Genomic DNA, 23995 nt, shown 5'->3' on the forward strand with positions numbered 1-23995 from the left:
GTGGCACTGCGGACCGTTGTCGCCGCGCCCCGGGTCGGCAGGCCGGGGGCGGTGGTCACAGGCATCGCGCTGCTGCTGGTGGCGGCGACGTTCGTGCCGCTCGGATACATCGTTTCGACGGTCTTCTCCACCGGTCTCGACCAGGCCGCGGAGCTCGTGTTCCGGCCGAGGGTGGGTGAGCTGCTCGGCAATACGGCGGCGCTGGTGGTGTGCACCGTGCCGATCTGCGTGGCGCTCGGTGTCGGGCTGGCCTGGGTGGTCGAACGCACCGATGTGCCGGGCAAGTCGTGGTGGGGGCCGGTTTTCGCGGCGCCGCTCGCCGTTCCGGCGTTCGTCAACAGCTACGCCTGGGTCAGCGTCTTCCCGACCATGCACGGCCTGTCGGCGGGTGTGGTGATCTCCACGATGTCCTATTTCCCGCTGGTCTATCTCCCCGCGGCGGCCACGCTACGCCGCTTGGACCCGGCCGTGGAGGAGTCGGCGCGGGCACTGGGTTCGGGGCAGGTCGCGGTGTTCGCCCGGATCGTGCTGCCGCAGTTGCGCTTGGCCATCCTCGGTGGCGGGCTGCTCATCGGGCTGCATCTGCTCGCCGAGTACGGCGCCTTCGTGATGGTCCGGTTCGACACGTTCACCACGGCCATCTTCGAGCAGTACCAGTCCAGCTTCGCCGGGCCGGCGGGCAGCATGCTGGCCGGTGTGCTCGTGCTGTGCTGCCTGGCGCTGCTCGGCGCGGAAGCCGGGCTGCGCGGACGGGCGCGCTACGCGCGGATCGGCAGTGGAGCGCCGCGCGCGGCGACCCGGATCCGGTTGGGCGCCGGGACGGTGCCGGTGCTGGCCGCGCTCGTCGCGGTGACGGCGGGCGCGCTGGGCGTGCCGCTGTGGACCATCGGGCGCTGGTTGCGCATCGGCGGAACGGCGGTGTGGGACCTCACCGACATCGGCAACGCGCTCGGGCAGACGGTGGCCCTCGCGGCCGTCGCCGCGCTGCTCACCACACTGTGCGCGTTCCCGGTGGCCTGGATCGCGGTGCGTTCCACCTCGGCGTTCGCGCGGTTGATCGAGGGGGCCAACTACATCACCAGTTCGTTGCCCGGCATCGTGATCGCGCTGGCCATGGTGACCGTGACCATCCGGTGGGCGCCTGCGCTCTACCAGACGGCGGGCATGGTGATCGCCGCCTATCTGCTGTTGTTCCTGCCTCGGGCCCTGGTCAGCGTGCGGGCCGGGCTGGCCCAGGTGCCGGTGGGCCTGGAGGAGGCGTCGCGCTCACTGGGCAAATCGGCTCCGGCGACGTTCTTCCTGGTCACCCTGCGTCTCGCCGCGCCGGCCGCGGCCGCAGCGGCCGCTCTGGTGTTCGTCGCCGTGGCGACCGAGCTGACCGCCACGCTGCTGCTGGCCCCCAACGGAACTCGCACGCTGGCCATGCGGTTCTGGGGCCTGTCGGGCGAATTGGACTACGCGGCCGCCGCACCCTACGCCTTGATCATGATCGTCGCCGCGGTGCCGGTGACCTACCTGCTGTTCACCAACTCGCGGAAGGCGGCCGGGGTATGAGTCGCGTTGTCGTCGCCGATGTGTCGAAGACCTTCGGCCACACCCGGGTTCTCGGCGGGATCAGCCTCGACGTGCCGGACCACACCGCGACCGCGGTGGTCGGGTCGTCCGGGTGCGGCAAGACCACGCTGCTGCGCGTGATCGCCGGATTCGAGGCGCCGGATGCGGGCTCGGTATCGATCGGAACGGAAACGGTTGTCGGCGAGCGTGTCTCGGTGCCGCCACAGCGCCGCAACATCGGTTACGTCGCCCAGGACGGGGCGCTGTTCCCCCATCTGACCGTCGGCCAGAACATCGCCTACGGCCTGCCCGGTTCGGGCCGCCGCAGCCGCGCGCGAGTGCAGGAGTTGCTGGAGATGGTGTCGCTGGACGCGTCCTATGCCGACCGGCGGCCGCATCAGCTCTCCGGCGGCCAGCAGCAGCGTGTCGCGCTGGCCCGCGCACTGGCGCGCAAACCCAAGGTGATGTTGCTGGACGAGCCGTTCAGCGCGCTGGACGCGGGCCTGCGCGCGACGACCAGGCAGGCGGTGGCCGACACGCTGCGCGAGGCGGGCATGACCAGCATCCTGGTCACACACGATCAGGAGGAGGCGCTGAGTTTCGCCGCCCAGGTGGCGGTGATGCGGGAGGGGCGCTTCACTCAGGTCGGGACGCCGGAGGAGGTGTACGCGACGCCGAAAGACTTGTTCACCGCACGGTTCCTCGGCGATTGCGTCCTGCTGGACGCGGTGGTCGAGGCCGACGTGGCCAAGTGCGCGCTCGGCCGGATTCCGGTGCAGCACGGCGCCGCGAGCGGGCCGTCCACCGTCATGCTGCGCCCGGAACAACTTGTCGCGCATATCGCTTCGGAGGACGAGTCGGAGACCGGCCGGGTCGGCGCCGTCGATTTTCGCGGCGCCGACGTCATCCTGACGATCGAGCTGGACGGCACCGCCACTCCTATTCGAGTGCGCCGGGCCAGCGTCGCCGCCCCGGTCACCGGGCAGCGGGTGCGGCTCGAAGTGGTCGGCTCCGCGGTGGCGTACACCGACAACGAAGCCGCCTGACGCGGCGGTCGGCGCGATGGTGCGCCTCGATGCCCGGCTCGGCAGTGGCGTGGGCCGAGCCGGGCGCCGAGGACGCTTGGAGCGAGCGGCGGGAATTGAACCCGCGTAAACGGCTTTGCAGACCGTTGCCTAAACCACTCAGCCACGCCCGCCTCGCCCTAGATAGTGCCCGTGGCAGGCGGGCCCGGCCTACCATTGCGCTCACGGTGATCCGAAGGCTGGTCGGATGTCCCCGTCCGCTCGTGGTGACATGGAATGATCGGAACATGTCTCGGCCACGCCCGCTTCCGAACGACCCGATCGAGGAAGCCCACCGCCAGTGGGTCGGCCACGGCTGGGGCGATGTCGCCGACGGCATGGCCGCGGTGACGTCGCTGGTCCGGGCCCAGCAAATCGTGATGGCCCGGGTGGACGAGGCGCTCAAACCCACCGGATTGACCTTCTCCCGCTACGAGCTGCTCATGCTGCTCAGTTTCAGCAAGACCGGCGCGCTGCCGATGGCGAAGGCCAGCGCCCGCTTGCAGGTCCACCCCACCAGCGTCACCAACACCGTGGACCGACTCGAAGCGGCGAAGCTCGTCGAGCGTGTGCCGCACCCCAGCGACCGGCGCGCTACCCTCATCGAAATCACCGACGCCGGACGGGAATTGGTGGCGAAGGCCACCGAGGAACTGAACGCGAAGGTCTTCGCGCTGCCCGGCCTGCCGCCGGAGCGGCTGCACACGCTCCTGCAACTGCTCGCCGAATTCCGACACGCCGCGGGCGACTTCGAGACCGCGGAGGGAACGGCGCGCTGGTCGGCCACGGCCACAGACTGATTCGGCGTACCGGTCGGTCGCATACCGCGGTCGACCGACCCCCGAGTAACATTCGGGCATCCAACCGGCGAATTGCCGGGCATGCCGTCTTGGCAGCGGAGGCGAAAAGGTCCACCATGGAGAACATGGTGCTGGTCTTGGGGGTATCGGCGGGCGCTGGCGGCGCCCACGCGATGCTGACACACTCCGATCAGCCACACCTACCCCCGATCGATCGCTGCGAAGTGCCGCGGCGGGCGGGCGGCGGCGTCGAGGAGTCGGTCTTCGAAGCGATCCGCCGGATGAACGGCGCGGCGGGCCGGCGCGACGAGCTGATCTCGGGCACGGCGGTGACCTGCCGCTGTCCGCTGCACGCCGACGCCATCCGCGCGGGCGTGAGCGGCCGCGACGTGACCATCGTCGACGAGCCGCTCGCCCAGCTGCGCTATCTGCGCTTCACCGGGCAACTGCCGGACAGCGGCACGGTGATTCTCTACGACCTCGGCAGTTCGGGACTCACCCTCACCCATGCCGACTGCCGCACCGACACGATTCTGTCGAGCAAGCGCAGCACGGTGCTCGGCGGCGACAGCTACGACTCGCTGCTGCGCTGGCGGCTCGCCCGCGACGGCGTGCTCACCGACACCCCGACCATCCGCCGCCACCGCGAGGAATTGAGCGAGGCCAGAGTGGTCACCGCGATCGATGACGGCACCGGCGACCGAGCCGTCGTCACCCGCAGCGACCTGGCCGAACTGTGCGCGGCGGGTATCCATCACTCGGTGTCGTTCGTGCGGCAGATCATCGACGAGACCGGTGTGCGACCGGAAGCCGTGGTGCTGCTCGGCGGGTGCACTCGCAATCCCAGCATTCGCTCCGAGCTGGCCGAACTGATCGACCTGCCGATCGTCTACGACCCCGAGCCCGAGATCGTCTCCGCGCGCGGCGCCGTGCTGCTGGCCGCCGAACGCCGGGGCGGCGACGTGCGGATGGCACGGATACGGATGCGCGCCGGAGCCAGCCTGGTCCCGGTCGGCGTCGACCGGCGCAAGCTCATCGCGGCGGCCGCGGTCACCATCGCTCTGGGCGCCACCATCGCCGGGCTGCTCGCCACCAGCAAGGACGCGCCTCGGCCGGAAGGAAACAAAGTGCCCCCTCCTGCGGAACTCGTCGTCCCCACGCCGGGTGCCTCCGACTGACCCATGCCGATCCCGCCCGGCCGAGCGGATCGGCCGGGCGGGATCGACGTCAGCGGTTGGTGAACTTCGCCGGACGCTTCTCGACGAAGGCGTTCATGCCTTCCTTCTGGTCCTCGATGGCGAACAGCGAATGGAAGACCCGGCGTTCGAAGCGCAGTCCCTCGGCGAGGGTGGTCTCGAACGAGCGGTTCACCGCTTCCTTGGCGATCATGGCGACCGGCAGCGACATCGACGCGATGGTCTCGGCGACCTCGAGGGCGGTGTCCAGCAGTTCCGCGGCGGGCACGATACGCGAGACCAACCCGGCGCGTTCGGCTTCCTCCGCGTCCATATTGCGGCCGGTGAGGACCAGGTCCATGGCCTTGGCCTTACCGATCGCGCGGGTCAGGCGCTGCGAACCGCCGATGCCGGGGATGACGCCCAGCTTGATCTCCGGCTGTCCGAACTTCGCGGTGTCGGCCGCCAGCAGGAGATCGCAGATCATGGCCAGTTCGCAGCCGCCGCCCAGCGCGTAGCCCGCCACCGCGGCGATGGTGGGCTTGCGGAACTGCGCCAGCCGGTCCCAGCGGGCGAAGTAGTCGTCCATGAACATGTCCATGTACGACTTGGGCTGCATCTCCTTGATGTCGGCGCCCGCCGCGAAGGCGCGCTCCGAGCCGGTGATCACGATGGCCCCGATCTCGTCGTCGTGCTCGAGCTCGTCGAGCGCGGCGATGACGTCGTCGAGGACCTGCGCGTTCAGTGCGTTCAGCGCCTTCGGGCGGTTCAGCGTGATCCAGCCGACCCGGCCCTTGCGTTCCAGCAGAATCGTCTCGAAGTCACGCCCACTCGTCGCACGGCCGCCGTCCCCCACGGAATCGCTCTGCGATGCGTTCATTATTCGGCACCCTCTTCGTCGGATCGGTCGGAACGGTTACGGATATCGGTGACGATAGCCGAGAAGTCCCGTCCGGCATCCGTCTGGTTGAAGCGGTCGTAGATCGCGGCGGCCAGCAACCCGAGCTGCCCGTCGATGTTGTTCTCGCGCAGGGCGTTCGCGGCGAGGCCCAGGTCCTTCGACATGAGCGCTGTGGCGAAGCCCGGCTGATAGTCGTTGTTGGCCGGGCTGGTCGGCACCGGACCGGGAACCGGACAGTAGCTGGTCAGCGCCCAGCTCTGGCCCGATGCCGTGGAGACCACGTCGAAGAACGACTGGTGGCTCAGGCCCAGCTTCTCGCCCAGCACCAGCGACTCCGACAGCGCGATCATCGACACGCCCAGCAGCATGTTGTTGCAGATCTTCGCGGCCTGCCCGACGCCGGAGCCGCCACAGTGCACCACCTTGCCGCCCATCACCTCGAGCACCGGCAGCGCGGCGGCGAAGTCCTCGGCGGCCCCGCCGACCATGAAGGTCAGCGTGCCCGCCGCCGCGCCGGCGACCCCACCGGAGACCGGTGCGTCCAGCGCCCGGTGCCCGGCGGCGACGGCGCGTTCGGCCGCGGCCTTGGCGTCGGCCACGTCGATGGTGGAGCAGTCGATGAACAGCGTGCCCGTCGCGGCGGCCGCGAGCAGCTCGGCGTACACGTCGAGGACGAGTTTGCCGTTGGGCAGCATGGTGATCACGATGTCGGCCGCGGCGGCCTCGGCAGCCGAACCGGCCACCGTCGCGCCGTCGCGCTGCGCCTGTTCCCGCGCCGCTGGCACCGGGTCGAAGGCGAGCACCTCGTAGCCCGCCCGCACCAGGTTGGCCGCCATCGGCGCGCCCATGTGGCCGAGGCCGAGGAATCCGATTCGCTTGCTCATCACGCCACCTCCGGGGTCGCCAGACCCAGCTCTCGATCGCCCAGCTCGGCGAAGTACGCGTCCACCTGCGCGCCCGTGACCGCCTCCAGCGTCGCGGGCGACCATTGCGGGTTGCGGTCCTTGTCGATCACCTGCGCGCGGATGCCCTCGACCAGATCGTGCGACGACAGCGACGCGATGGAGACCCGATACTCCTCGTTCAGCACCGCCTCCAGGCTCGGCGCGGTGCGCGCCGCACGCAGCGAGCGCAGCGTGACCTTCAGCGCCACCGGGGATTTCGCCAGGATCTCGGTGGCCGCCACCCGCGCCTCGGGAGCCTCGTGCGCCTGCAGCCGCGCGACGATCTCCTCCACGGAATCGGCTCCGTAGCAGGCATCGATCCAGCTCCGCCCGGCGGCGAGCGCGGAATCCGGTGCGTCCGTGGCGAACTTGGCGATCGCGATGTCGGCGCTCTCCGTGCGCAGCGTCTCCAGCAGGGCGGGCAGATCCTCGGAGGCGACGAAGTAGTCGGCGAAGCCCGCCGCGATGGCGTCGCCCGCGCCCATGCGCGCGGTGGTCAGCGCGACGTGCGTGCCGATCTCCCCCGGGGTACGCGCCAGCAGGTAGGTGCCGCCGACGTCCGGGACGAAGCCGATGCCCACCTCGGGCATGCCGATCTTGGACCGCTCGGTGACGATGCGGTGGCTGCCGTGCCCGGAGAGCCCGACGCCGCCGCCCATCACGATGCCGTCCATGATCACCACATACGGCTTCCGGTAGCGGCCGATCAAGGCGTTGAGGATGTACTCGTCGCGCCAGAATCGACCGGTGGCCGAATCGGCGGTATTCGCACCGCTTTTCGCGTCCGCGTGGATGGCGACGATGTCACCGCCGGCGCACAGGCCGCGCTCCCCCGCGCCGGTGACGACCACGGTGCGCACCGCGTCGTCCTCGGCCCACGCGCGCAACGCGTCGGTGATGGCAAGGGCCATCGAGTGATTCAGCGCGTTGATGGCCTTGGGCCGGTTCAGCGTGATCAGGCCGAGCCCGTCACGCTGTTCGAGAAGAACTTCTGCTTCGCTCATGCTCTGTCCGCTCATGCCGCTCCTACCAGCGAGCGGGCGACGACCACCCGCATGATTTCGTTGGTGCCCTCGAGGATCTGGTGCACCCGCAGATCCCGGACGATCTTCTCCAGGCCGTATTCGGCCAGGTAGCCGTATCCGCCGTGCAGTTGCAGGGCCTTGTTGGCCACCTCGAAGCCCGCGTCGGTGGCGAAGCGCTTCGCCATCGCGCACAGCTCCACCTTGTCCGGCGCGTCGGCGTCCAGCGCCGCGGCGGCCCGCCACAGCAGCGTGCGGGCAGCCTCCAATTCGATGCGCATATCGGCGAGTTCGAATTGCAGCGCCTGGTTGCGCAGCAGCGGTTTGCCGAACGCGTGCCGCTCGGCGAGGTAGGGCACCGTCTTGTCCAGCGCCGCCTGCGCGCCGCCGACCGAGCACGCGGCGATATTGAGCCGGCCGCCGTTGAGCCCGTTCATCGCGATGCGGAACCCATCGCCCTCCGCGCCGAGCAGATTGGCCGCCGGAACCCGGGCATCGGTGAAGATCACCTGACGGGTCGGTTGCGCGTTCCAGCCCATCTTCTTCTCGTTGGCGCCGACCGAGACGCCCGGCGTGTCGGCGGGCACGATGAACGCCGAGATCCCGCGCGCCCCCGCGTCGCCGGTCCGCGCCATGACGACGTAGACGTCGGTGGCGCCCGCACCGGAGATGAACTGCTTTGCGCCGTTGAAGACGTAGTCGTCACCGTCGCGAACGGCTTTGGTGCTCAACGCCGCCGCGTCGGAGCCGACGCCCGGCTCGGTGAGCGCGTAACTGGCCAGAAGTTCCATCGCGGTCAGCCGGGGCAGCCAGCGGTGGCGCTGGTCGTCGTCGCCGTAGCGGTCGATCATCCACGCCGCCATATTGTGGATGGAGATGTAGGCGGCGATCGCCGGGCAGCCGGTGGAGAGTTGCTCGAAGATGCGCACGGCGTCGAGCCTGCGCAGCCCGGAACCGCCCACATCCTCGCGCACGTAGATGCCACCCAGGCCCAGGGGGCCCGCCTTGCGCAGGACGTCCACCGGGAAATGCTTCTGCTCGTCCCATTCCAGCGCGTTCGGGGCGAGGAATTCGTCGGCGAAGCCGCGCGCGGTGTCGCGGATCGCCTTCTCGTCGTCGTCGAGTGCGAACATCCGCGTCAGTCCATCGTCGGGATGACGAACGCGTTGCTCTCCTCGGGCCCCGCGGGCCAGCGCTGCGTCACCGTCTTGGTCTTGGTGTAGAAGCGGATGGAGTCCGGGCCGTGCTGGTTCAGATCGCCGAAGCCGGAACGCTTCCATCCGCCGAAGGTGTAGTACGCGATCGGCACCGGGATCGGCACGTTGATGCCGACCATGCCGACCTGGACGCGGGCGGCGAAGTCGCGGGCGGTGTCGCCGTCGCGGGTGAAGATCGCGACGCCGTTGCCGTACTCGTGCTCGTCGGCCAGCCGCAGACCCTCTTCGTAATCCTTCGCGCGGACCACGCTAAGCACCGGGCCGAAGATCTCCTCGCGGTAGATCCGCATCTCCGGGGTCACCCTGTCGAACAGCGTCGCGCCGACGAAGTAGCCGTCCTCCGCGCCCTCCACGACCAGCCCGCGACCGTCCACCACCAGCTCGGCGCCCTCTTCGATGCCGATTTGGACATAGTTGTTCACCCGGTCCACGCCGTCGCGCCCGACCAGCGGCCCGTAATCCGCACCCGGGTCGTCGGACCGGCCGACGTTGAGCTTGTGCACCCGCTCGGTCAGCTTGGCCACCAGACGGTCGGCGGTCTCCTCGCCGACCGGGACCGCCACCGAGATGGCCATGCAACGCTCGCCCGCGGAACCGTAGCCCGCGCCGATCAGCTGGTCGGCTACGTCGTCGAGGTCGGCGTCCGGCATGACGATCGCGTGGTTCTTCGCGCCGCCGAAGCACTGGGCGCGCTTGCCGTTCGCGGTCGCGGTCTCGTAGATGTACTGCGCGATCGGGGTGGAACCGACGAAGCCGACGGCCTTGACGCGCGGATCGTGCAGCAGCGTGTCGACGGCCTCCTTGTCACCGTTGACCACGTTGAACACGCCGGCGGGAAGACCGGCCTCGAGGAACAGCTCGGCCAGCCGCAGCGGCACCGAGGGGTCGCGCTCGGAGGGCTTGAGCACGAACGCGTTGCCGGTGGCCAGCGCCGGACCGGCCTTCCACAGCGGGATCATGGCCGGGAAGTTGAACGGGGTGATGCCCGCGACGACGCCGAGCGGCTGGCGCATCGAGTACACGTCGATGCCGGTGCCCGCGCCCTCGGTGTATTCGCCCTTGAGCAAGTGTGGGATGCCGATGGCGAATTCGATGACCTCCAGGCCGCGCTGGATGTCGCCCTTCGCGTCGGCGATGGTCTTGCCGTGCTCGGAGGACAGCAGGGCGGCGAGGGAGTCCATCTCGTCCTGCACCAAGGTCAGGAACTTCATCAGCACGCGCGCCCGCTTCTGCGGGTTGAACGCGGCCCACACCGGCTGCGCGGCCTCGGCGTTCGCGATGACCGCCTCGACCTCGGATTTACTCGCCAGCGGCACCCGCGCCTGCACTTGGCCGAGGTTGGGGTCGAAGACATCGCCGAACTTGCCGGAAGCGCCCGGCACATGCTGTCCGCCGATGAAATGGGTGAGTTCGCGAACCATGCCAGTCCTGTTCTCGTAGCGATCGGGACACCGCGGTGCGGTATGCGGTCATCCTATAGTTGGACGTCCAAGTATCGGCAATGCCGCGGGGCCGATGTGATTCATCCCACGCCTTCGCCCACAGAGGTAGCCGAGCCGGACATCCCTGATCCGGTGCGACCGCCCGATGGCCGCGTGCGCGGATCGGTGTAGCCACGGTTCGTTCAGTTCCCTGCCTACGGCTTCGGCACGGGAACAGCCGGATCGGCTTCCTTCTCCCGCCGCGGTCGCGCCAACCGGAACGCGCCCAACCCGAGCGTGATCGCGCCGATCGCCACGACCACCCCCGCCGCGCCGAGCGAGTCGCCGGTCCATTCCGAGACCGCCTCCCCCGCCGCCACCGCGATGGCCACACCGCCCCCGACCACGAGCACCGCCGACCGCCGAGCGGCGTACAGCGCGAAGCAGACCACCGCGATCAGAGCCGTGATCCCGTAGGCCCAGATCCGGCCGTCGATGTCGAGTGTCTGCGCGGCCGCGACGGAGGTGACGATCGCGATCAGGTATCCGATCCGGAGGTCCACGAGGGCGCCGATCCCGGCCAGCGCGAACCACGCGCCACCGAGCAGCAGTACCGCCACGCTGCCCCAGGTGTCATCGAGACCGATCACTTCGGTGAGGATCCCCGCGACGGCCGCGGGCACGAAGCAAGCGCAGACCAGCATTCCGATCACCGAGGGCAGCGCCAGGTAACCGAGTACGGAAATCAACGCTCCCGCCACACAGGCGAACACCCACGCGGCATCGGTGCTCGCGTGCTCGAGCGCGGTGCCGACGGACCCGGCGAGCGCGACCGATCCGAGGGCGAAGAGGACGGCCGCCAGCCTCGCGCGCGCACTGTTCGCGCTCGCGCGACCGGTCGGCACACCCGCGAGCAGAACGCCCCCGAGCAGCAGACCGGCCGACACGACGGCGAGCACTCCCACTCGGACCGGCCGGTCGAGCGCGTCCCAGGACGAGGCCGCGACGAGGGCGATCCCGCCGAACAGCAAACCGGCGCCGACATACGAGGCGATCTCGGCGAGCACTTTCCCGCGCGCCACCGCCGCCGCCCGCTCGACGGCGAGCGCCGTGAGCACCGCGTCGGCCTGATCGCGGGTCAGCACGCGCTCGGCGACCAGCCGCCCTACCGCGGCTTCCGCCCTGTCGTCGCTCACCATGGGCCCAGTATGTCCGAGTCGGCCGTTATGACAACAGAATCGGCCGGAGCGAGGTATCGCGCACGGGCGTCGCCGTCCGATCCACCCGGCCCGCGACGGTCCCCGCCGGAATGCCCGCCGCTACGAGGCCCAGCGCCGTGGCCTGCCGCGACGGTCGACCGGAACGCGCCGAACTCGTCGCGGCGAAAGGCGCGCACCCAGCCGGGTGTGCGCCTTCGACGTCGACCGCCACCGAATCCGCCGGCGGTTGACACGAACCGGCACAGCAGCACGGCGCGAACCACCCGGCGGCGACGCTGGCGATGTGATCGCCGTCACCGTACGATTAGTTTGACGTCCTAGTATCGGGCGACAATGGAATCCCGAGAGGAATCCCGTGGCCGACAGCAGCGCGCTCTACCCACCCACCCACCCCGTTCGTTTCGTCACCTCGGCGGCCCTGTTCGACGGGCACGACGCGGCGATCAACATCATGCGCCGCATCTTGCAGAGCCAAGGCGCGGAAGTGATCCACCTCGGCCACAATCGCTCGGTCAGCGAGGTCGTCGACGCAGTGCTCACCGAGGACGCGCAGGGCGTCGCGGTGAGCTCCTACCAGGGCGGACATGTCGAGTACTTCGAATACCTCGCCGACGCACTGCGGAAGGCCGGGGCCGGGCACGTGCGGATCTTCGGCGGCGGCGGTGGCGTGATCGTAGCGGAGGAGATCGCGCGACTGGCCGAAGCGGGCGTGACCATCTTCTCCCCCGAGGACGGCCAGCGACTCGGCCTGCCCGGCATGATCAACCAGCTGATCCGCGCCTGCGACATCGACCTCGCGGCCGAGCCTCCGGCGCCCGACGCGGTGCTCGCCGGCGAACGCGCCGCCTTGGCGCGCGTCATCACCTGCCTGCAAGCGGACGCGCTGCCGGAGGCCGACCGGCGGAAGCTGACCGAGGCCGCGTCGGCGCGGACCGTGCCGGTGCTCGGCATCACCGGTACCGGCGGCTCCGGGAAGTCCTCGCTCACCGACGAATTGGTGCGCCGATTGCGTTCGGATCAGCAGGACAAGGTGCGGGTCGCGATTCTCGCGGTGGACCCCACCCGGCGGCGCGGGGGCGGTGCGCTGCTCGGTGACCGCATCCGGATGAACGCCCTCGACGGCGATCACGTCTTCTTCCGCTCGCTGGCCACCCGCGGTGGACACGAACTGCCGGACAACATCGATCTCATCGTGACCGCCTGCAAGGCAGCGGGATACGACCTGGTCATCCTGGAGACGCCCGGCATCGGTCAGGGTGACGCCGCGGTGACCGACCACGTCGACGTATCGATGTACGTGATGACGCCCGAGTTCGGCGCCGCCTCCCAGCTGGAGAAAATCGACATGCTGGACTACGCGGACGTGGTGGCGATCAACAAGTTCGAGCGCCGCGGCGCCGCGGACGCGCTGCGCGACGTGGCCAGGCAGTTGATCCGCAACCGCGAGGAGTTCCACGCCGCGCCGGAGGACATGCCGGTCTTCGGCACCAGCGCGGCCACGTTCAACGACGACGGGGTGACAGCGCTCTACCAGCATCTGACGGGGTTGCTCGCCGGACACGGCCTGCGGCTGGAGCCCGGGGCGCTGCCGCGGGTGGACACCCGCACGTCCACGCGCTTCGCCCAGCTCATCCCGCCCGCACGGGTGCGCTACCTGGCCGAGATCGCCGAGACCGTGCGCGGTTACCACGCCGAAACCGCAGCCCAGATCGCCGCCGCGCAACGGGTGCAACGCCTCGAGCAGGTCGCGGCCGAGCTGCCCGGCGACAGCGCGGTCGCCGACCTGGCCGAACGCGCCCGCGCCGACCTGACGCCCGCGAACGCCGCGCTGCTGGCCGAGTGGCCCGCGCTGGCCGAGTCCTACCGCGGGGAAGAACAAGTGGTGCGGGTACGGGATCGCGAGATTCACACCCCGCTGCGCCGGGAGACGCTGTCCGGCAACTCGATTCCGCGCGTCGCCCTGCCCCGCTGCACCGATCACGGCGAGCTGCTGCGCTTCCTGCGCGCCGAGCACCTGCCCGGACGGTTCCCGTTCACCGCCGGAGTGTTCCCGTTCAAGCGGGACAACGAGGACCCGGCGCGCATGTTCGCCGGCGAGGGCGATCCGTTCCGCACCAATCGCCGGTTCAAGGTGCTCAGCGAGCACTCGGACGCGAAAAGGCTGTCCACGGCCTTCGATTCGGTGACGCTCTACGGCCACGATCCCGCGGAGCGCCCGGACATCTACGGCAAGGTCGGCACCTCGGGCGTGTCGATCGCCTCCCTCGACGACATGAAGGTGCTCTACGACGGCTTCGATCTGACCGCGCCGACCACCTCGGTGTCGATGACGATCAACGGCCCCGCGCCGACCATCCTGGCCTACTTCCTGAACACCGCGATCGATCAGTCACTGGATCGCTTCACGGCCGAGCAGGGGCGGCCGCCGACCGGCGCCGAGGCCGCCGACCTGCGCGCCCGCACGCTGGCCACGGTGCGCGGCACGGTGCAGGCGGACATCCTCAAGGAGGACCAGGGCCAGAACACCTGCATCTTCTCCACCGAGTTCAGCCTGCGCATGATGGCCGACATCCAGGAATGGTTCGTGCGCAACGGCGTGCGCAACTTCTACTCGGTATCGATCTCCGGCTACCACATCGCCGAGGCGGGCGCGAACCCGATCAGCCAACTGGCCTTCACCCTGGCCAACGGATTCACCTATGTGGAGGCGTATCTCGCGCGCGGCATGCACATCGACGACTTCGCGCCGAACCTGTCGTTCTTCTTCTCCAACGGGATGGATCCGGAGTACTCGGTGATCGGCCGCGTGGCCCGCCGGATCTGGGCCGTCGCCATGCGGGACCGCTACGGCGCCAACGAGCGGTCGCAGAAGCTGAAGTACCACATCCAGACCTCCGGCCGGTCACTGCACGCGCAGGAGATGAACTTCAACGACATCCGCACCACGCTGCAGGCGCTGATCGCGATCTACGACAACTGCAACAGCCTGCACACCAACGCCTACGACGAGGCGGTCACTACACCGACCGAGGAATCGGTGCGCCGGGCGCTGGCCATCCAGCTCATCATCAACCGGGAGTGGGGCGTCGCGATGAACGAGAACCCGCTACAGGGCAGCTTCCTCGTCGACGAGCTCACCGATCTCGTCGAGGAAGCTGTGCTTGCCGAGTTCGAGCGGATCAGCGAACGCGGCGGCGTGCTCGGCGCGATGGAGACCGGCTATCAGCGGGGCAAGATCCAGGACGAATCGATGCGCTACGAACAGCGCAAGCACGACGGTTCGCTGCCGATCATCGGCGTGAACACCTTCCGCAACTCCCACGACGAGCCGCACCGGGAACTGGAGCTCGCGCGCGGCACCGAAGCGGAGAAGCAGTCCCAGCTGCGGCGGGTACGCGAATTCCAGCAGCGCAACCGGGACGCCGCCCACGCCGCGCTCGCCCGGCTCGACGCGGTCGCCCGCACCGACGACAACATCTTCGAGGTACTCATGGAGGCCGCGCGGGTGTGCACGTTGCAGCAGATCACCGACGCGTTCTTCACCGTCGGCGGGCAGTACCGACGCAACGTGTGAGCCGGTCGTTCGCGTCCGCATCCGCGGCGGGCGCGGTCGGCGTCCCGGTATGCCCGGCCAGCGCTCGCGGGCCGGGTCCCCGCACGGATCCGGCGGACCCCGTCGCGGATTCCCGGCCTGCCGCGCACGGGCATGTGACAATCGCCGAGCAAACCTTCGGCGCGGTTGGGATGGCAGACATGGACCTTTCGGGTATTCGGATCATCGACGCACACATCCACCAGTGGGACCCGTTCACCACACCGCGAGATTTCAGCGGGTTGGCGAAACTGTTCCGGCTGCTGCCGATTCCGGTGGACGCGGCGAAACGCCTCGCTCCCCGGCGGGATCGCGAGTTCGTCGGAGACCCGGTCGCCTACCTGCGGCCCTACCTGCCGTTCGACTACCGCGCCGACGCCGGGAACGCGCCGATCGAGCTCGTCGCGCACATCGAGGTCGAATGGTCGCAGCCGGGACCGCTGGGGAAGGCCGGGGAGACCGCCTGGGTGGCCGGGCTGCCGCTGGAGACGGCGCCGCGGCTCGGCGCGATCCTGGCGGGCGGCGATCCGGCGGACCCGGGGTTCGCGCAGTTGCTCGACGCGCACGCCGCGGCGTCACCGCTGCTGCGCGGTATCCGCACCATGGTCGCCCACCACCCCGATCCGGGCGTGCGATCGTTCACCGACGCTCCCGGCAAGCTCACCACCAAGGAATTCCTGGACGGCTTCGCACACCTGGCCGAGCGCGGCCTGTCGTTCGAGGCGTGGGTGTACTCGCACGCCATTCCCGACGTCACCGCGCTGGCCGAGCGCTATCCCGAGGTACCGATCGTGCTGAACCACCTCGGCACGCCCGCAGGAATCTTCGGCGGGGTCGGCAAACACACCGGCACCAACCCCGGGCTGCGCAGGCAGCTGCTGGTGCGGTGGCGCGACGACCTCGCCGCGGTGGCCGCGCGCCCGAACGTGGTCGCGAAGGTGAGCGGGCTGATGATGCCGATCCTCGGCCACCCGATCCCACCGCGCGGCACGTCGACACCTCTGCCGCAGCTGCTCGACCGCATCGGCCCGCTGGTCGAGCACGCGCTGGACGTCTTCGGCGCCGACCGTCTCATCTGGGGTTCCAATTTCCCCGTGGACAAGCCGGTCACCAGCATCGCCGACAGCATCGAGGCCATCGCGACCGCCGTCACCGGTCACGGCGGCGGACGGACGGAACTCGAGCAGGTCTTCCGCGCCACCGCGCAGCGCGTGTACCGGATCGCGGACTGACCCGGGTGTCGGTGCCCGGGGCTAACATTCGCCGCGTGAAAGCCACCGGCACGTTCTCCGTGAGTTCCTTCGTCCCGACCGAGGTGGTGCCCGATCCCACGATCACCACCGCGTTGCCGGTCGGCGTCGCCCTCATCGCCAAGCAATTCAGCGGCGCGATCGAAGGCCGCTCGTCCACCGTGTTCACCGCCGCGTTCGACCAGGCCACCGGTGTGGGCAGCTACACCGCGATGGAGTCGTTCGAGGGCGCGCTCGACGGCGTCGCGGGCACCTTCAACTTCCTGCACGTCGCGAGCACCAGCGGGGCCGACCGCACGAACGAATTCTGCGTCATCGTGCCCGGCAGCGGCACCGGCGACCTCGCCGGTATCACGGGCACGGGCGGACTGCGGGTGGACGACGACGGCACACACCACCTGTGGTTCGACTACGATTTGTGAATCGCGCGAGCCAGTTGCGCGGTGAGAGTCTCGCGGGCAGTCGCCAATGACGGCCCGTACCAGGTGAGGGCGCGACCCTCGACCAAAGCGACCGGGATATCCGGAAATGCTTCGGGTCCATCACTTTCGGTGAAGACGTAGGGTTCGTCGGGGAGCACCGCGAGCTCGACGCCTTCGATCAGCTCGGCCTCCGTGACGCGCGGATAGCGGTCGGGGCGGTCGGCGTGCACCAATCGCAGGCCCAGAAGGTGCGCGAGGTCGCCGGTGAACGTGTTGCGTCCGACCACCATCCACGGGTTCCGCCAGACCGGGATGACGGCGGCGCGCGCCGGTTCCGGTGACGCTGCGGCCCAGGCGGAGCGGGCCTCGGTGAGCCAAGCCGGGATGCCGACGCCGAGCGCCTCCACGCAGAGCCGGGCGAGTGAGACCATGGCCTCCTCGACGGTCTGGATCTCGGTCACCCACACCGCGATCCCCGCCGCGCGCAGACGTTCGACGTCGATGCGGCGGTTCTCCTCTTTGTTGCACAGCACCAGGTCGGGGGCGAGTTCCACGATGCGACGGACGTCCGGGTTCTTCGTGCCACGGACGCGCTCGACCGCCAGATCTGCTGGATGCGTGCACCATTGCGTGGCGGCCACCAAGACTTCCGGGCAAGTGCGCGCCACCGCCTCGGTCAGCGATGGAACGAGCGACACCACCCGGCGCGGGGGTGTGCGCAGATCCACCGCGGTACCGAGGTCGTCGCGCGGCGACCCGGCCGTTGGGCTCTCTCCTGCCACGCGGTCAGCCTATAGCAGGAGGTTCGCGCAGGTCGGGGGCTTTTCCCGAGTCGGCGGCAGAGCGTGCCGAGATCCGGCGAACCGGAGTGACGATTCGGCAAGTTCGGCGCAAGGGCAGCGGCGGGGCGTCAATGGGCAGTTCCGCATCGGGTCGCGCGGCGAGAGACTGGATAGCGGCACCCGGCGTCGGGAAGTCTCCGGTCCCTTCGCTCCGCCGGTATCGATCCCGCCCCGACAGACCGGCGGTAACCGACAGCCCCGATGCTGGGTGCCGACCAACATCAACGGTCGAACAGCCGATAGAGAGCGGTGAGTTCGCGCAGACCGGTCGCGGCGGTGGTCTCGTCCGCCGAGGTCATCCGCAGCGCCCTGCGCAGCAGCATCGGATCCAGATCCTCTGACGCCGGGCGGAATTCGACGGTGGGCAGCTCCGGCAAGGCGATGTTCTCGCCGTACGGATCGTCGGTGACGGCGGGGCTCGGCTCGCGTTCGATGCCGCCGATCAAAGTGTCCAGGTCGAGGCCACGCAGCGTGAGGATCTCGCGGGGGCGTTCGTCGAGCCGCTCGGCGAGCAGGTAGCAGACCGCCGCCACGTGCTTGCACGGCCACCCGGGATCCGGGCAGGTGCAGGTGAAATCCAGGTCGGCCGCGGTGCTCGGCAGCAGCAGCGGCCCCAGTCCGGTCGGCAGCGCGCCCGAGGCGATCTCGGCGAGCATGCCCGGCGCCGCGCGGATGGTCTCGATGAGCAACTCGAGTTCGTCCTCGCGCAACGGGCGCACGGTGAACACCGCCGTGAACGGACGCGGTTGGCTGCCCTGCACTTCCGCCGTCACCGCGCCCGGCTCGATTCGGTAGTTCACCACCTGGCCGGACCTGGCGTAGTTGCGGCCGCGCGCCAACCGGCCCGGCTCCGCCATCCGCTCGACCGATTCCACCAGCGCCTTGCCCCACCAGCTGCGCCCGAACGCGCCGCGCCGGCTGCGCGCCTCCACTCCGCCGCGCACCGGCAGCTTCTTCCCGTACTCGGAGTAGTCGACGAACGGACTCATTCGCCCACCGCCGCCGCTCCGAGGGTGAACAGGTCGCGCAGTTCGTCGGTGCTCAGCTCGGTGATCCAGTTCTCCCCCGCGCCGACGGCCAGATCGGCGAGTTGGCGTTTGCCGTTGATCATCTCGTCGATCCGCTCCTCGATCGTGTCCACGCAGACCAGCTTGCGCACCTGGACGTTGCGCTGCTGTCCGATCCGGAAGGCGCGGTCGGTGGCCTGGTTCTCCACCGCGGGATTCCACCAGCGGTCCAGGTGCACCACGTGGTTGGCGGCGGTGAGAGTGAGACCGGTGCCACCAGCCTTGAGCGACAACAACATCAGCGACGGGCCGGCCGGCGCCTGGAACCGGGTGACCATCGCATCGCGCTTCTTCTTCGGCACGCCACCGTGCAGGAACGGGATCTCGGCGCCGAAGCGCTCGGCGAGATAGGGCGCCACCAGCTCGCCGAACTCCCGGAACTGCGTGAACAGCAGAGCCTTCTCGCCGTCGGCCAGCACCGCGTCCACGACGTCCTCGACGAGAGCGAGCTTGCCGGAACGGTGCGCCCCTCGGTGCAGCACGCTCGACCCGTCGCCCAGGAAGTGCGCGGGATGGTTGCACACCTGCTTGAGCCGGGTGAGCGCACCGAGCACGGCGCCCTTGCGCGCCATGCCCTTCGCGTCTTTGATCTTGGCCAGCATGTCGTCCACGACCGCCTGGTAGAGCGCGGCCTGTTCGACGGTGAGATTGGCCCGCACGGTCATCTCGAGCTTCTCGGGTAGGTCGCTGATCACCGTGGGGTCGGTCTTCACCCGGCGCAGCACGAACGGCTGGGTGAGCCAGCGCAGCCGGCTGATCGCGTTCTGGTCGCGCTCGCGTTCGATCGGAACCGCGAAGCGGGCGCGGAAGGACTGGGCGCTGCCCAGCACCTTCGGCATCGCGAAATCCATGATGGAGCGCAGCTCTTCCAACCGGTTCTCCACCGGGGTGCCGGTGAGCGCCAGCCGGTGCCGCGCGCGCAGCGACCGCGCCGCTCGCGCCTGCCGCGTACCCGCGTTCTTGATGTGCTGCGCTTCGTCCAGGACGACGCGGTCCCAGCGCTGCCTGCCCAGTTCCCCGGCGTCGCGCGCGAGCAGGGCGTAGGTGGTGACCACCAGATCCGCGGCGGCGACGGTCTCGTCGAGTTCGGACCCGGTCCGCCGGCCCGCGCCGTGGTGCACCCACACCCGCAGGTCGGGCGCGAACCGTTCCGCCTCGCGCTGCCAGTTGCCGACCACCGACATGGGACACACCAGCAGGGTCGGGCCCGGCGCCTCGGCTGGCTCCGGCGTCTCACGTTCGTGCACCAGCAAGGCGAGCACCTGGACGGTCTTGCCGAGCCCCATGTCGTCGGCCAGGATCGCGCCGCAGCCCATCCGGCTCATGGTGGCCAGCCAGGCCAGGCCACGTTCCTGGTAGGGACGCAGCTCGGCCTTCAGCCCGACGGGTGCGGCGACCGGTTCCGGCTCCCGGCCGCCCCCGAGCAGGTCACCCGCCCACCCGGAGGCCGTGACCTCGGTGATGGGCACCTGCGGCACCCGCGAGACGGCGATCTCGCCGAGCATGTCCGCGAAGGTGACCGGAGTGTCGTCGGCGTGGGCGGCGACATACCGGGCCGCGGCGGCCAGCGCCTTGTGATCGGCCTGCACCCACTGGCCGCGCAGCTGCACCAGATCGGACTTGCCGCGCACCAGGCGTTCCATCTCGGACGTGGTCAAGACCATGTCGCCGAGCGCGAGCTCCCAGCGATAGGCGACCAGGCCGCGCAGACCGACCGTGCTCTCCGCGGCGGGCACCGCGCTGTCCACGCGCAGGCGCATGCTCGGTTCGGCGACGCTCCAGGCACGCGGCAGCAGCAACTGGACCCCGGCGGCGTGCAGGGCGTGCGCGCCGTGCGCGACCAGGTCCAGCACCACCTCGGTGGGCAGCAGCAGGTCCATGCTGCGCGGATCGCTCGGCAGATCACGCAGTCTCGGATACGCCCGCTGCGCCGCGCCGAGCTTGTCCACCGCGATTCGCACGAGATTCGGATCCTCGTGCAGTGGAACGGTTTTCGGCGCCTCCCCGGTCAATCGCAGGCAGACCTCCAGCCGCCACAGCGCCACCGACTCGTCGGCGAGCCCGAGTTCACCGTCCGGTTCCAGCAACCGCAGCACCAATTCCGGTTCGTCACCGGTCAGGCTCGCCCGCCATCGCTCCAGCACCTCGGCGACCTGATAGCTGCCGTTTTCCAGCGGAGTGTCGCCGACCAGGGCGGCCACCAGCGGATGCGACGAGTCCGGCGGGTCGGCCAGCGACCGCGCGATCGGATCGGTGAGTTCGGTGACCATGTCGTCCAGCACCGCGCCCGGACGCCCGGCCACCCGCAGGGCCTGCGGCATGGCGACCGCGAGCTCGGCCAGCCAGGCCCGCTGCCGCTCCCCGCCGACCAGCCGCCAGCGCACCCACCACTGGCCGTCCTCCCGGCGCAGGTCCGGCACGACACGCCCGGCGCGCACCCAGCGTTCGATGCCACGCGCGACGTGCGCGAGAAAACGCAGATCTCCTGCCACCAGCTCGGCGGGCAACCGCTGCCGCAGCGCCTCCGCCGCCGCGACCGGGGCCATGGCGTGCGCGCGCACCCGCTCGGTCGCGGCGCCGCCGTTCGCGACGGCCAGCACCTCGGCGCGGTGCCGGAACCTCGACGTCCGCAGCGCGCTGCCCAGCGGATCCGGTAGCCCGGCGGACGTCGCGGCGACCGGCGCGTCGTGCCACAGCAGCAGCCCCGATCCCGGCGACCACAGTCCGTGCAGCATCAATCCATCCAACCAGGCGGGTCCGACACGGCGGCACGCCCAGTGCCCCGACCGTTGTGGATTTCTGCGCGTAACCGGCACATACTGGAATATCCGCAGGTCATCGCAAACAACCGCAGCTTGGTCTCAAGGAAGCGGAGGAAGCAGCATGACGATTCTGCTCCAGGTCCTCGAGCAGAGCTTCACCCCGACGACCGCGTGGGAACGGCGCAAATTCACCTTCATCCATGCCGACAAGATCGTCGGCATGCGGCTCGACGGACAGTCCGGCGTGTGGCTGGACCTGTCCAGACCCGGTGAATCCCAGCGGCTGGCCCGCACCCCCGACCCGCGCGAGGCGATCACGTTCCTGCTCACCACCTTCGCGAAGATCGCCGAATGCGAGGAGCGCGGCGGCTCGTGGCTGATCGGGCACGACGGAACGCATATCGAGTCGATCGCCGCCACCCGGTTCCCGCCCCGGGCCAGCGAGGTCGCCGACGACGACCTCTTGGCCCGCGCCTGGCTGTAGCCCTCGGCGGCGGGTCAGCTACCCGTCGCGACGGGCCGCTTGGGATCGTTCGACCACTGCGACCACGACCCGGGATACAAGGCCGCCTCCACGCCCGCGACGGCGAGCGCCGCGATCTGGTGCGCGGCTGTCACGCCGGAGCCGCAATACACGGCCACCGGCCCGGAGCCGAACCCGGCGAAGCGGTCGCGCAGTTGCTCCACCGCGCGGAAGCGGCCCTCTGCGTCGAGATTCTCGGCGGTCGGAGCGCTGAGCGCACCGGGAATGTGCCCGGCGCGCGGATCGATCGGCTCCACGTCACCGCGGAAGCGCTCGCTCGCCCTGGCGTCCAGCAGCACGCCCTTCCAGCGGGCGGCCGCGTCCGCGTCGATCACGGGCAGCTGGCCGGGGCGCAGTTCGACGTCGCCGGGCTCGGGGTCGGGCTCGGCGCCGGTCGCGACGGGCCCGCCCGCGCCGATCCAGGCGGGCAGCCCGCCGTCGAGGATGCGGACGTCCGCGACACCCGCCCAGCGCAGCAGCCACCAGGCGCGGGCGGCGGCCATGCCGCCGGTGGCGTCGTAGACGACGACCGGATCGCCCTCGCACAGCCCCCAGCTGCGCGCGCACTTCTCCAGCTGCGCGGGATCCGGCAGCGGATGTCTGCCGCGCGCGGGTGAGGGCGGCGCGGCCAGTTCGGTTTCCAGGTCGACGAACACCGCGCCGGGAATGTGACCGGCGAGGTAGTGCTGCGGCCCGTCCGGATCGCCCAGCGCCCAACGCACATCCAGCAGGCGAAGCCGCTTGTCCGCCAACGCTTCCCGCAGCTCCTCCGGTGAGATCAGTACCGCGCTCAACTCAGCTCCTCGTCCCGAATCGCGTCCTCGCGCACCGACTCCCCCACCCTACGCACCCAGATGTGCCGATGTCGCCGAACACTCGCGCCGCGCGCCGGCCGAGGCGTCCAAGTCAGGCCAGTTTCCGGGTACTGGCAGGCGACACGCCCGCGTGACCAGCGGCAATATCCGACCGATGTCCAACGTTTCCGCTGCCGAAGCCACCGCGACCCAGGAACCCGAGCGGCCGCGGGCCGGGCTCGTGCCGCCGATCAGCGCGGGCGCGGTGACGGCGCTGGTCGGGTTCACCAGTTCGTTCGCCGTGGTGCTGAGCGGGTTGACCGCGGTGGGCGCGAGTTCGGCGCAAGCCGCGTCGGGCCTGCTCGCGCTGTGCGTCACGCAGGCGATCGGCATGCTGGCGCTGAGTTACCGCTACCGGATTCCGATCACGCTGGCCTGGTCCACGCCGGGCGCGGCGCTGCTGGCCGGGACGGGCGCGGTGGCGGGCGGCTGGCCCGCCGCGATCGGAGCGTTCGTGGTGACGGGAGCTCTGATAGTCGTCACCGGACTGTGGCAGCGGCTGGGTGCGCTGGTCGCGGCGATCCCGGTGGAGATAGCGCAGGCCATGCTGGCGGGGGTGCTGTTGCCGCTGTGCCTGGCGCCGGTCCGGGCGGTGCAGACGAGTCCGGCGGTGGTGGTGCCGGTGATCCTGGTCTGGCTGGTGCTGCAACGGTATGCGCAGCGCTGGGCCGTGATCGCGGCCTTCGCGACGGCGGCGATCGGCGCCGCGATCAGCATCGCGGTGCAGCACCGGCACCTCGATGTCGGCGCGATGGCGCCGCGGCTGGACCTGACGCTGCCGCACTGGAGCTGGCAGGCGCTGATCGGCGTGGCGATTCCGCTCTACATCGTCACCATGGCGTCGCAGAACATCCCGGGAACCGCGGTGCTGGCCTCGTTCGACTACCAGGTGCCCTGGCGCGCGGCGATGACCGTCACCGGACTCGGCACCGTCATCGGCGCGCCCGCGGGCGGGCACGCGATCAATCTCGCCGCCATCAGCGCCGCGCTGGCGGCCGCTCCCGCCGCACATCCGGACCCGAAACGGCGCTGGATCGCCGCGTTCACCGTCGGCGGAATGTACCTGGTTCTCGCCCTGGGCTCGGCCGCCCTGGTCACGCTGATCGCCACCGCTCCGGCGGGCACGCTGGAAACCGTCGCCGGCCTGGCCCTGCTGGCGACCTTGGCCGCCGCGCTCGGCGCGGCACTGCGCTCCGAGCACCGCGAGGCGGCCGTAGTCACCTTTCTCATCGCGGCCTCCGGCGTCGGCTTCGCCGGTATCGGCGCCGCCTTCTGGGCGCTGCTCGCCGGGCTGATCGTGCGGAAGGTTCTGCCCTAGCCCGTGATGTTCGCGCGGCAGCGGCTGGGGACCGCCGGAGAACGTCC

The 23995-nt window shown here is 70.1% G+C and carries 19 protein-coding genes and 1 tRNA gene; 9 read left to right on the forward strand and 11 right to left on the reverse strand.

Annotated features, from left to right (window positions below; all coding sequences use genetic code 11):
- Positions 1-1554: an ABC transporter permease gene (locus NNI01S_RS26295; protein WP_063022956.1), complete on the forward strand. Its 1554-nt coding sequence runs from the start codon at positions 1-3 to the stop codon at positions 1552-1554.
- A complete protein-coding gene (locus NNI01S_RS26300; protein WP_063022958.1) occupies positions 1551-2600 on the forward strand; it encodes an ABC transporter ATP-binding protein in 1050 nt (349 codons plus the stop codon). Before NNI01S_RS26295 ends, NNI01S_RS26300 begins: the two co-directional genes overlap by 4 nt.
- 77 nt (positions 2601-2677) lie before the next feature.
- On the opposite strand, the gene NNI01S_RS26305 is transcribed toward NNI01S_RS26300, so the two are convergent.
- Positions 2678-2752: transfer RNA gene (locus NNI01S_RS26305), tRNA-Cys, on the reverse strand.
- A 114-nt stretch (positions 2753-2866) separates the two neighbouring features.
- Here NNI01S_RS26305 and NNI01S_RS26310 point away from each other — a divergent pair.
- Both NNI01S_RS26310 and NNI01S_RS26315 read left to right on the forward strand, forming a co-directional pair.
- On the forward strand, positions 2867-3418 hold the full coding sequence (locus NNI01S_RS26310; RefSeq protein ID WP_063022960.1) for a MarR family winged helix-turn-helix transcriptional regulator: 552 nt from the start codon (positions 2867-2869) through the stop codon (positions 3416-3418).
- Between the two features lie 125 nt (positions 3419-3543).
- Positions 3544-4596, forward strand: coding sequence for an Hsp70 family protein (locus NNI01S_RS26315; protein ID WP_063023111.1), 1053 nt, complete (start codon positions 3544-3546; stop codon positions 4594-4596).
- Between the two features lie 49 nt (positions 4597-4645).
- Here NNI01S_RS26315 and NNI01S_RS26320 read toward each other — a convergent pair whose 3' ends face one another.
- From NNI01S_RS26320 to NNI01S_RS26345, 6 genes are all read right to left on the reverse strand, one after another.
- Positions 4646-5473 carry an enoyl-CoA hydratase gene (locus tag NNI01S_RS26320; protein WP_063022962.1) on the reverse strand — a complete coding sequence of 276 codons (828 nt, stop codon included), beginning with the start codon at positions 5471-5473 and terminating at the stop codon, positions 4646-4648.
- Positions 5473-6378 (reverse strand): 3-hydroxyisobutyrate dehydrogenase, encoded by a 906-nt coding sequence (gene mmsB, locus NNI01S_RS26325; protein ID WP_063022964.1) that lies wholly within the window; start codon positions 6376-6378, stop codon positions 5473-5475. The genes NNI01S_RS26320 and mmsB overlap by 1 nt, the downstream gene beginning before the upstream one ends.
- Positions 6378-7457, reverse strand: coding sequence for an enoyl-CoA hydratase/isomerase family protein (locus NNI01S_RS26330; RefSeq protein WP_063022966.1), 1080 nt, complete (start codon positions 7455-7457; stop codon positions 6378-6380). The genes mmsB and NNI01S_RS26330 overlap by 1 nt, the downstream gene beginning before the upstream one ends.
- A complete protein-coding gene (locus NNI01S_RS26335; RefSeq protein WP_063022968.1) occupies positions 7454-8593 on the reverse strand; it encodes an acyl-CoA dehydrogenase family protein in 1140 nt (379 codons plus the stop codon). Before NNI01S_RS26335 ends, NNI01S_RS26330 begins: the two co-directional genes overlap by 4 nt.
- A gap of 5 nt (positions 8594-8598) precedes the next feature.
- On the reverse strand, positions 8599-10098 hold the full coding sequence (locus NNI01S_RS26340) for a CoA-acylating methylmalonate-semialdehyde dehydrogenase (protein WP_063022970.1): 1500 nt from the start codon (positions 10096-10098) through the stop codon (positions 8599-8601).
- Positions 10099-10313: 215 nt separating this feature from the next.
- Positions 10314-11297 carry a DUF2157 domain-containing protein gene (locus NNI01S_RS26345; RefSeq protein WP_063022972.1) on the reverse strand — a complete coding sequence of 328 codons (984 nt, stop codon included), beginning with the start codon at positions 11295-11297 and terminating at the stop codon, positions 10314-10316.
- Between the two features lie 376 nt (positions 11298-11673).
- On the opposite strand from NNI01S_RS26345, the gene icmF reads away from it, so the two are divergent.
- From icmF to NNI01S_RS26360, 3 genes are all read left to right on the forward strand, one after another.
- Positions 11674-14892 carry a fused isobutyryl-CoA mutase/GTPase IcmF gene (gene icmF, locus NNI01S_RS26350; protein ID WP_063022974.1) on the forward strand — a complete coding sequence of 1073 codons (3219 nt, stop codon included), beginning with the start codon at positions 11674-11676 and terminating at the stop codon, positions 14890-14892.
- A gap of 179 nt (positions 14893-15071) precedes the next feature.
- Complete coding sequence (locus NNI01S_RS26355; RefSeq protein ID WP_063022976.1) at positions 15072-16142, forward strand: amidohydrolase family protein; 1071 nt, start codon at positions 15072-15074, stop codon at positions 16140-16142.
- Between the two features lie 35 nt (positions 16143-16177).
- Positions 16178-16582: a DUF3224 domain-containing protein gene (locus tag NNI01S_RS26360; protein ID WP_063022978.1), complete on the forward strand. Its 405-nt coding sequence runs from the start codon at positions 16178-16180 to the stop codon at positions 16580-16582.
- Here NNI01S_RS26360 and NNI01S_RS26365 read toward each other — a convergent pair.
- From NNI01S_RS26365 to NNI01S_RS26375, 3 genes are all read right to left on the reverse strand, one after another.
- Complete coding sequence (locus NNI01S_RS26365) at positions 16570-17364, reverse strand: helical backbone metal receptor (protein ID WP_084489329.1); 795 nt, start codon at positions 17362-17364, stop codon at positions 16570-16572. The genes NNI01S_RS26360 and NNI01S_RS26365 overlap by 13 nt on opposite strands.
- Before the next feature lie 281 nt (positions 17365-17645).
- A complete protein-coding gene (locus NNI01S_RS26370; protein ID WP_063022981.1) occupies positions 17646-18413 on the reverse strand; it encodes an SWIM zinc finger family protein in 768 nt (255 codons plus the stop codon).
- Positions 18410-21226 carry a DEAD/DEAH box helicase gene (locus NNI01S_RS26375; RefSeq protein WP_063022983.1) on the reverse strand — a complete coding sequence of 939 codons (2817 nt, stop codon included), beginning with the start codon at positions 21224-21226 and terminating at the stop codon, positions 18410-18412. Before NNI01S_RS26375 ends, NNI01S_RS26370 begins: the two co-directional genes overlap by 4 nt.
- Positions 21227-21374: 148 nt before the next feature.
- On the opposite strand from NNI01S_RS26375, the gene NNI01S_RS26380 reads away from it, so the two are divergent.
- Positions 21375-21737, forward strand: a complete 363-nt coding sequence (locus NNI01S_RS26380) for a hypothetical protein (protein ID WP_063022985.1) — start codon at positions 21375-21377, stop codon at positions 21735-21737.
- 14 nt (positions 21738-21751) lie between these two features.
- Here the strand turns inward: NNI01S_RS26380 and NNI01S_RS26385 are convergent, their stop codons facing one another.
- The gene (locus tag NNI01S_RS26385) at positions 21752-22570 is read right to left on the reverse strand and encodes a sulfurtransferase (RefSeq protein WP_063022987.1); all 819 of its coding nucleotides are present in this window, start codon (positions 22568-22570) and stop codon (positions 21752-21754) included.
- A 175-nt stretch (positions 22571-22745) separates the two neighbouring features.
- On the opposite strand from NNI01S_RS26385, the gene NNI01S_RS26390 reads away from it, so the two are divergent.
- On the forward strand, positions 22746-23948 hold the full coding sequence (locus NNI01S_RS26390; protein ID WP_084489330.1) for a benzoate/H(+) symporter BenE family transporter: 1203 nt from the start codon (positions 22746-22748) through the stop codon (positions 23946-23948).
- The last annotated feature ends 47 nt before the right edge of the window (positions 23949-23995 follow it).

Origin of the sequence: Nocardia niwae NBRC 108934 = DSM 45340, assembly GCF_001613465.1 — a bacterium.
GTDB lineage: Bacteria > Actinomycetota > Actinomycetes > Mycobacteriales > Mycobacteriaceae > Nocardia > Nocardia niwae.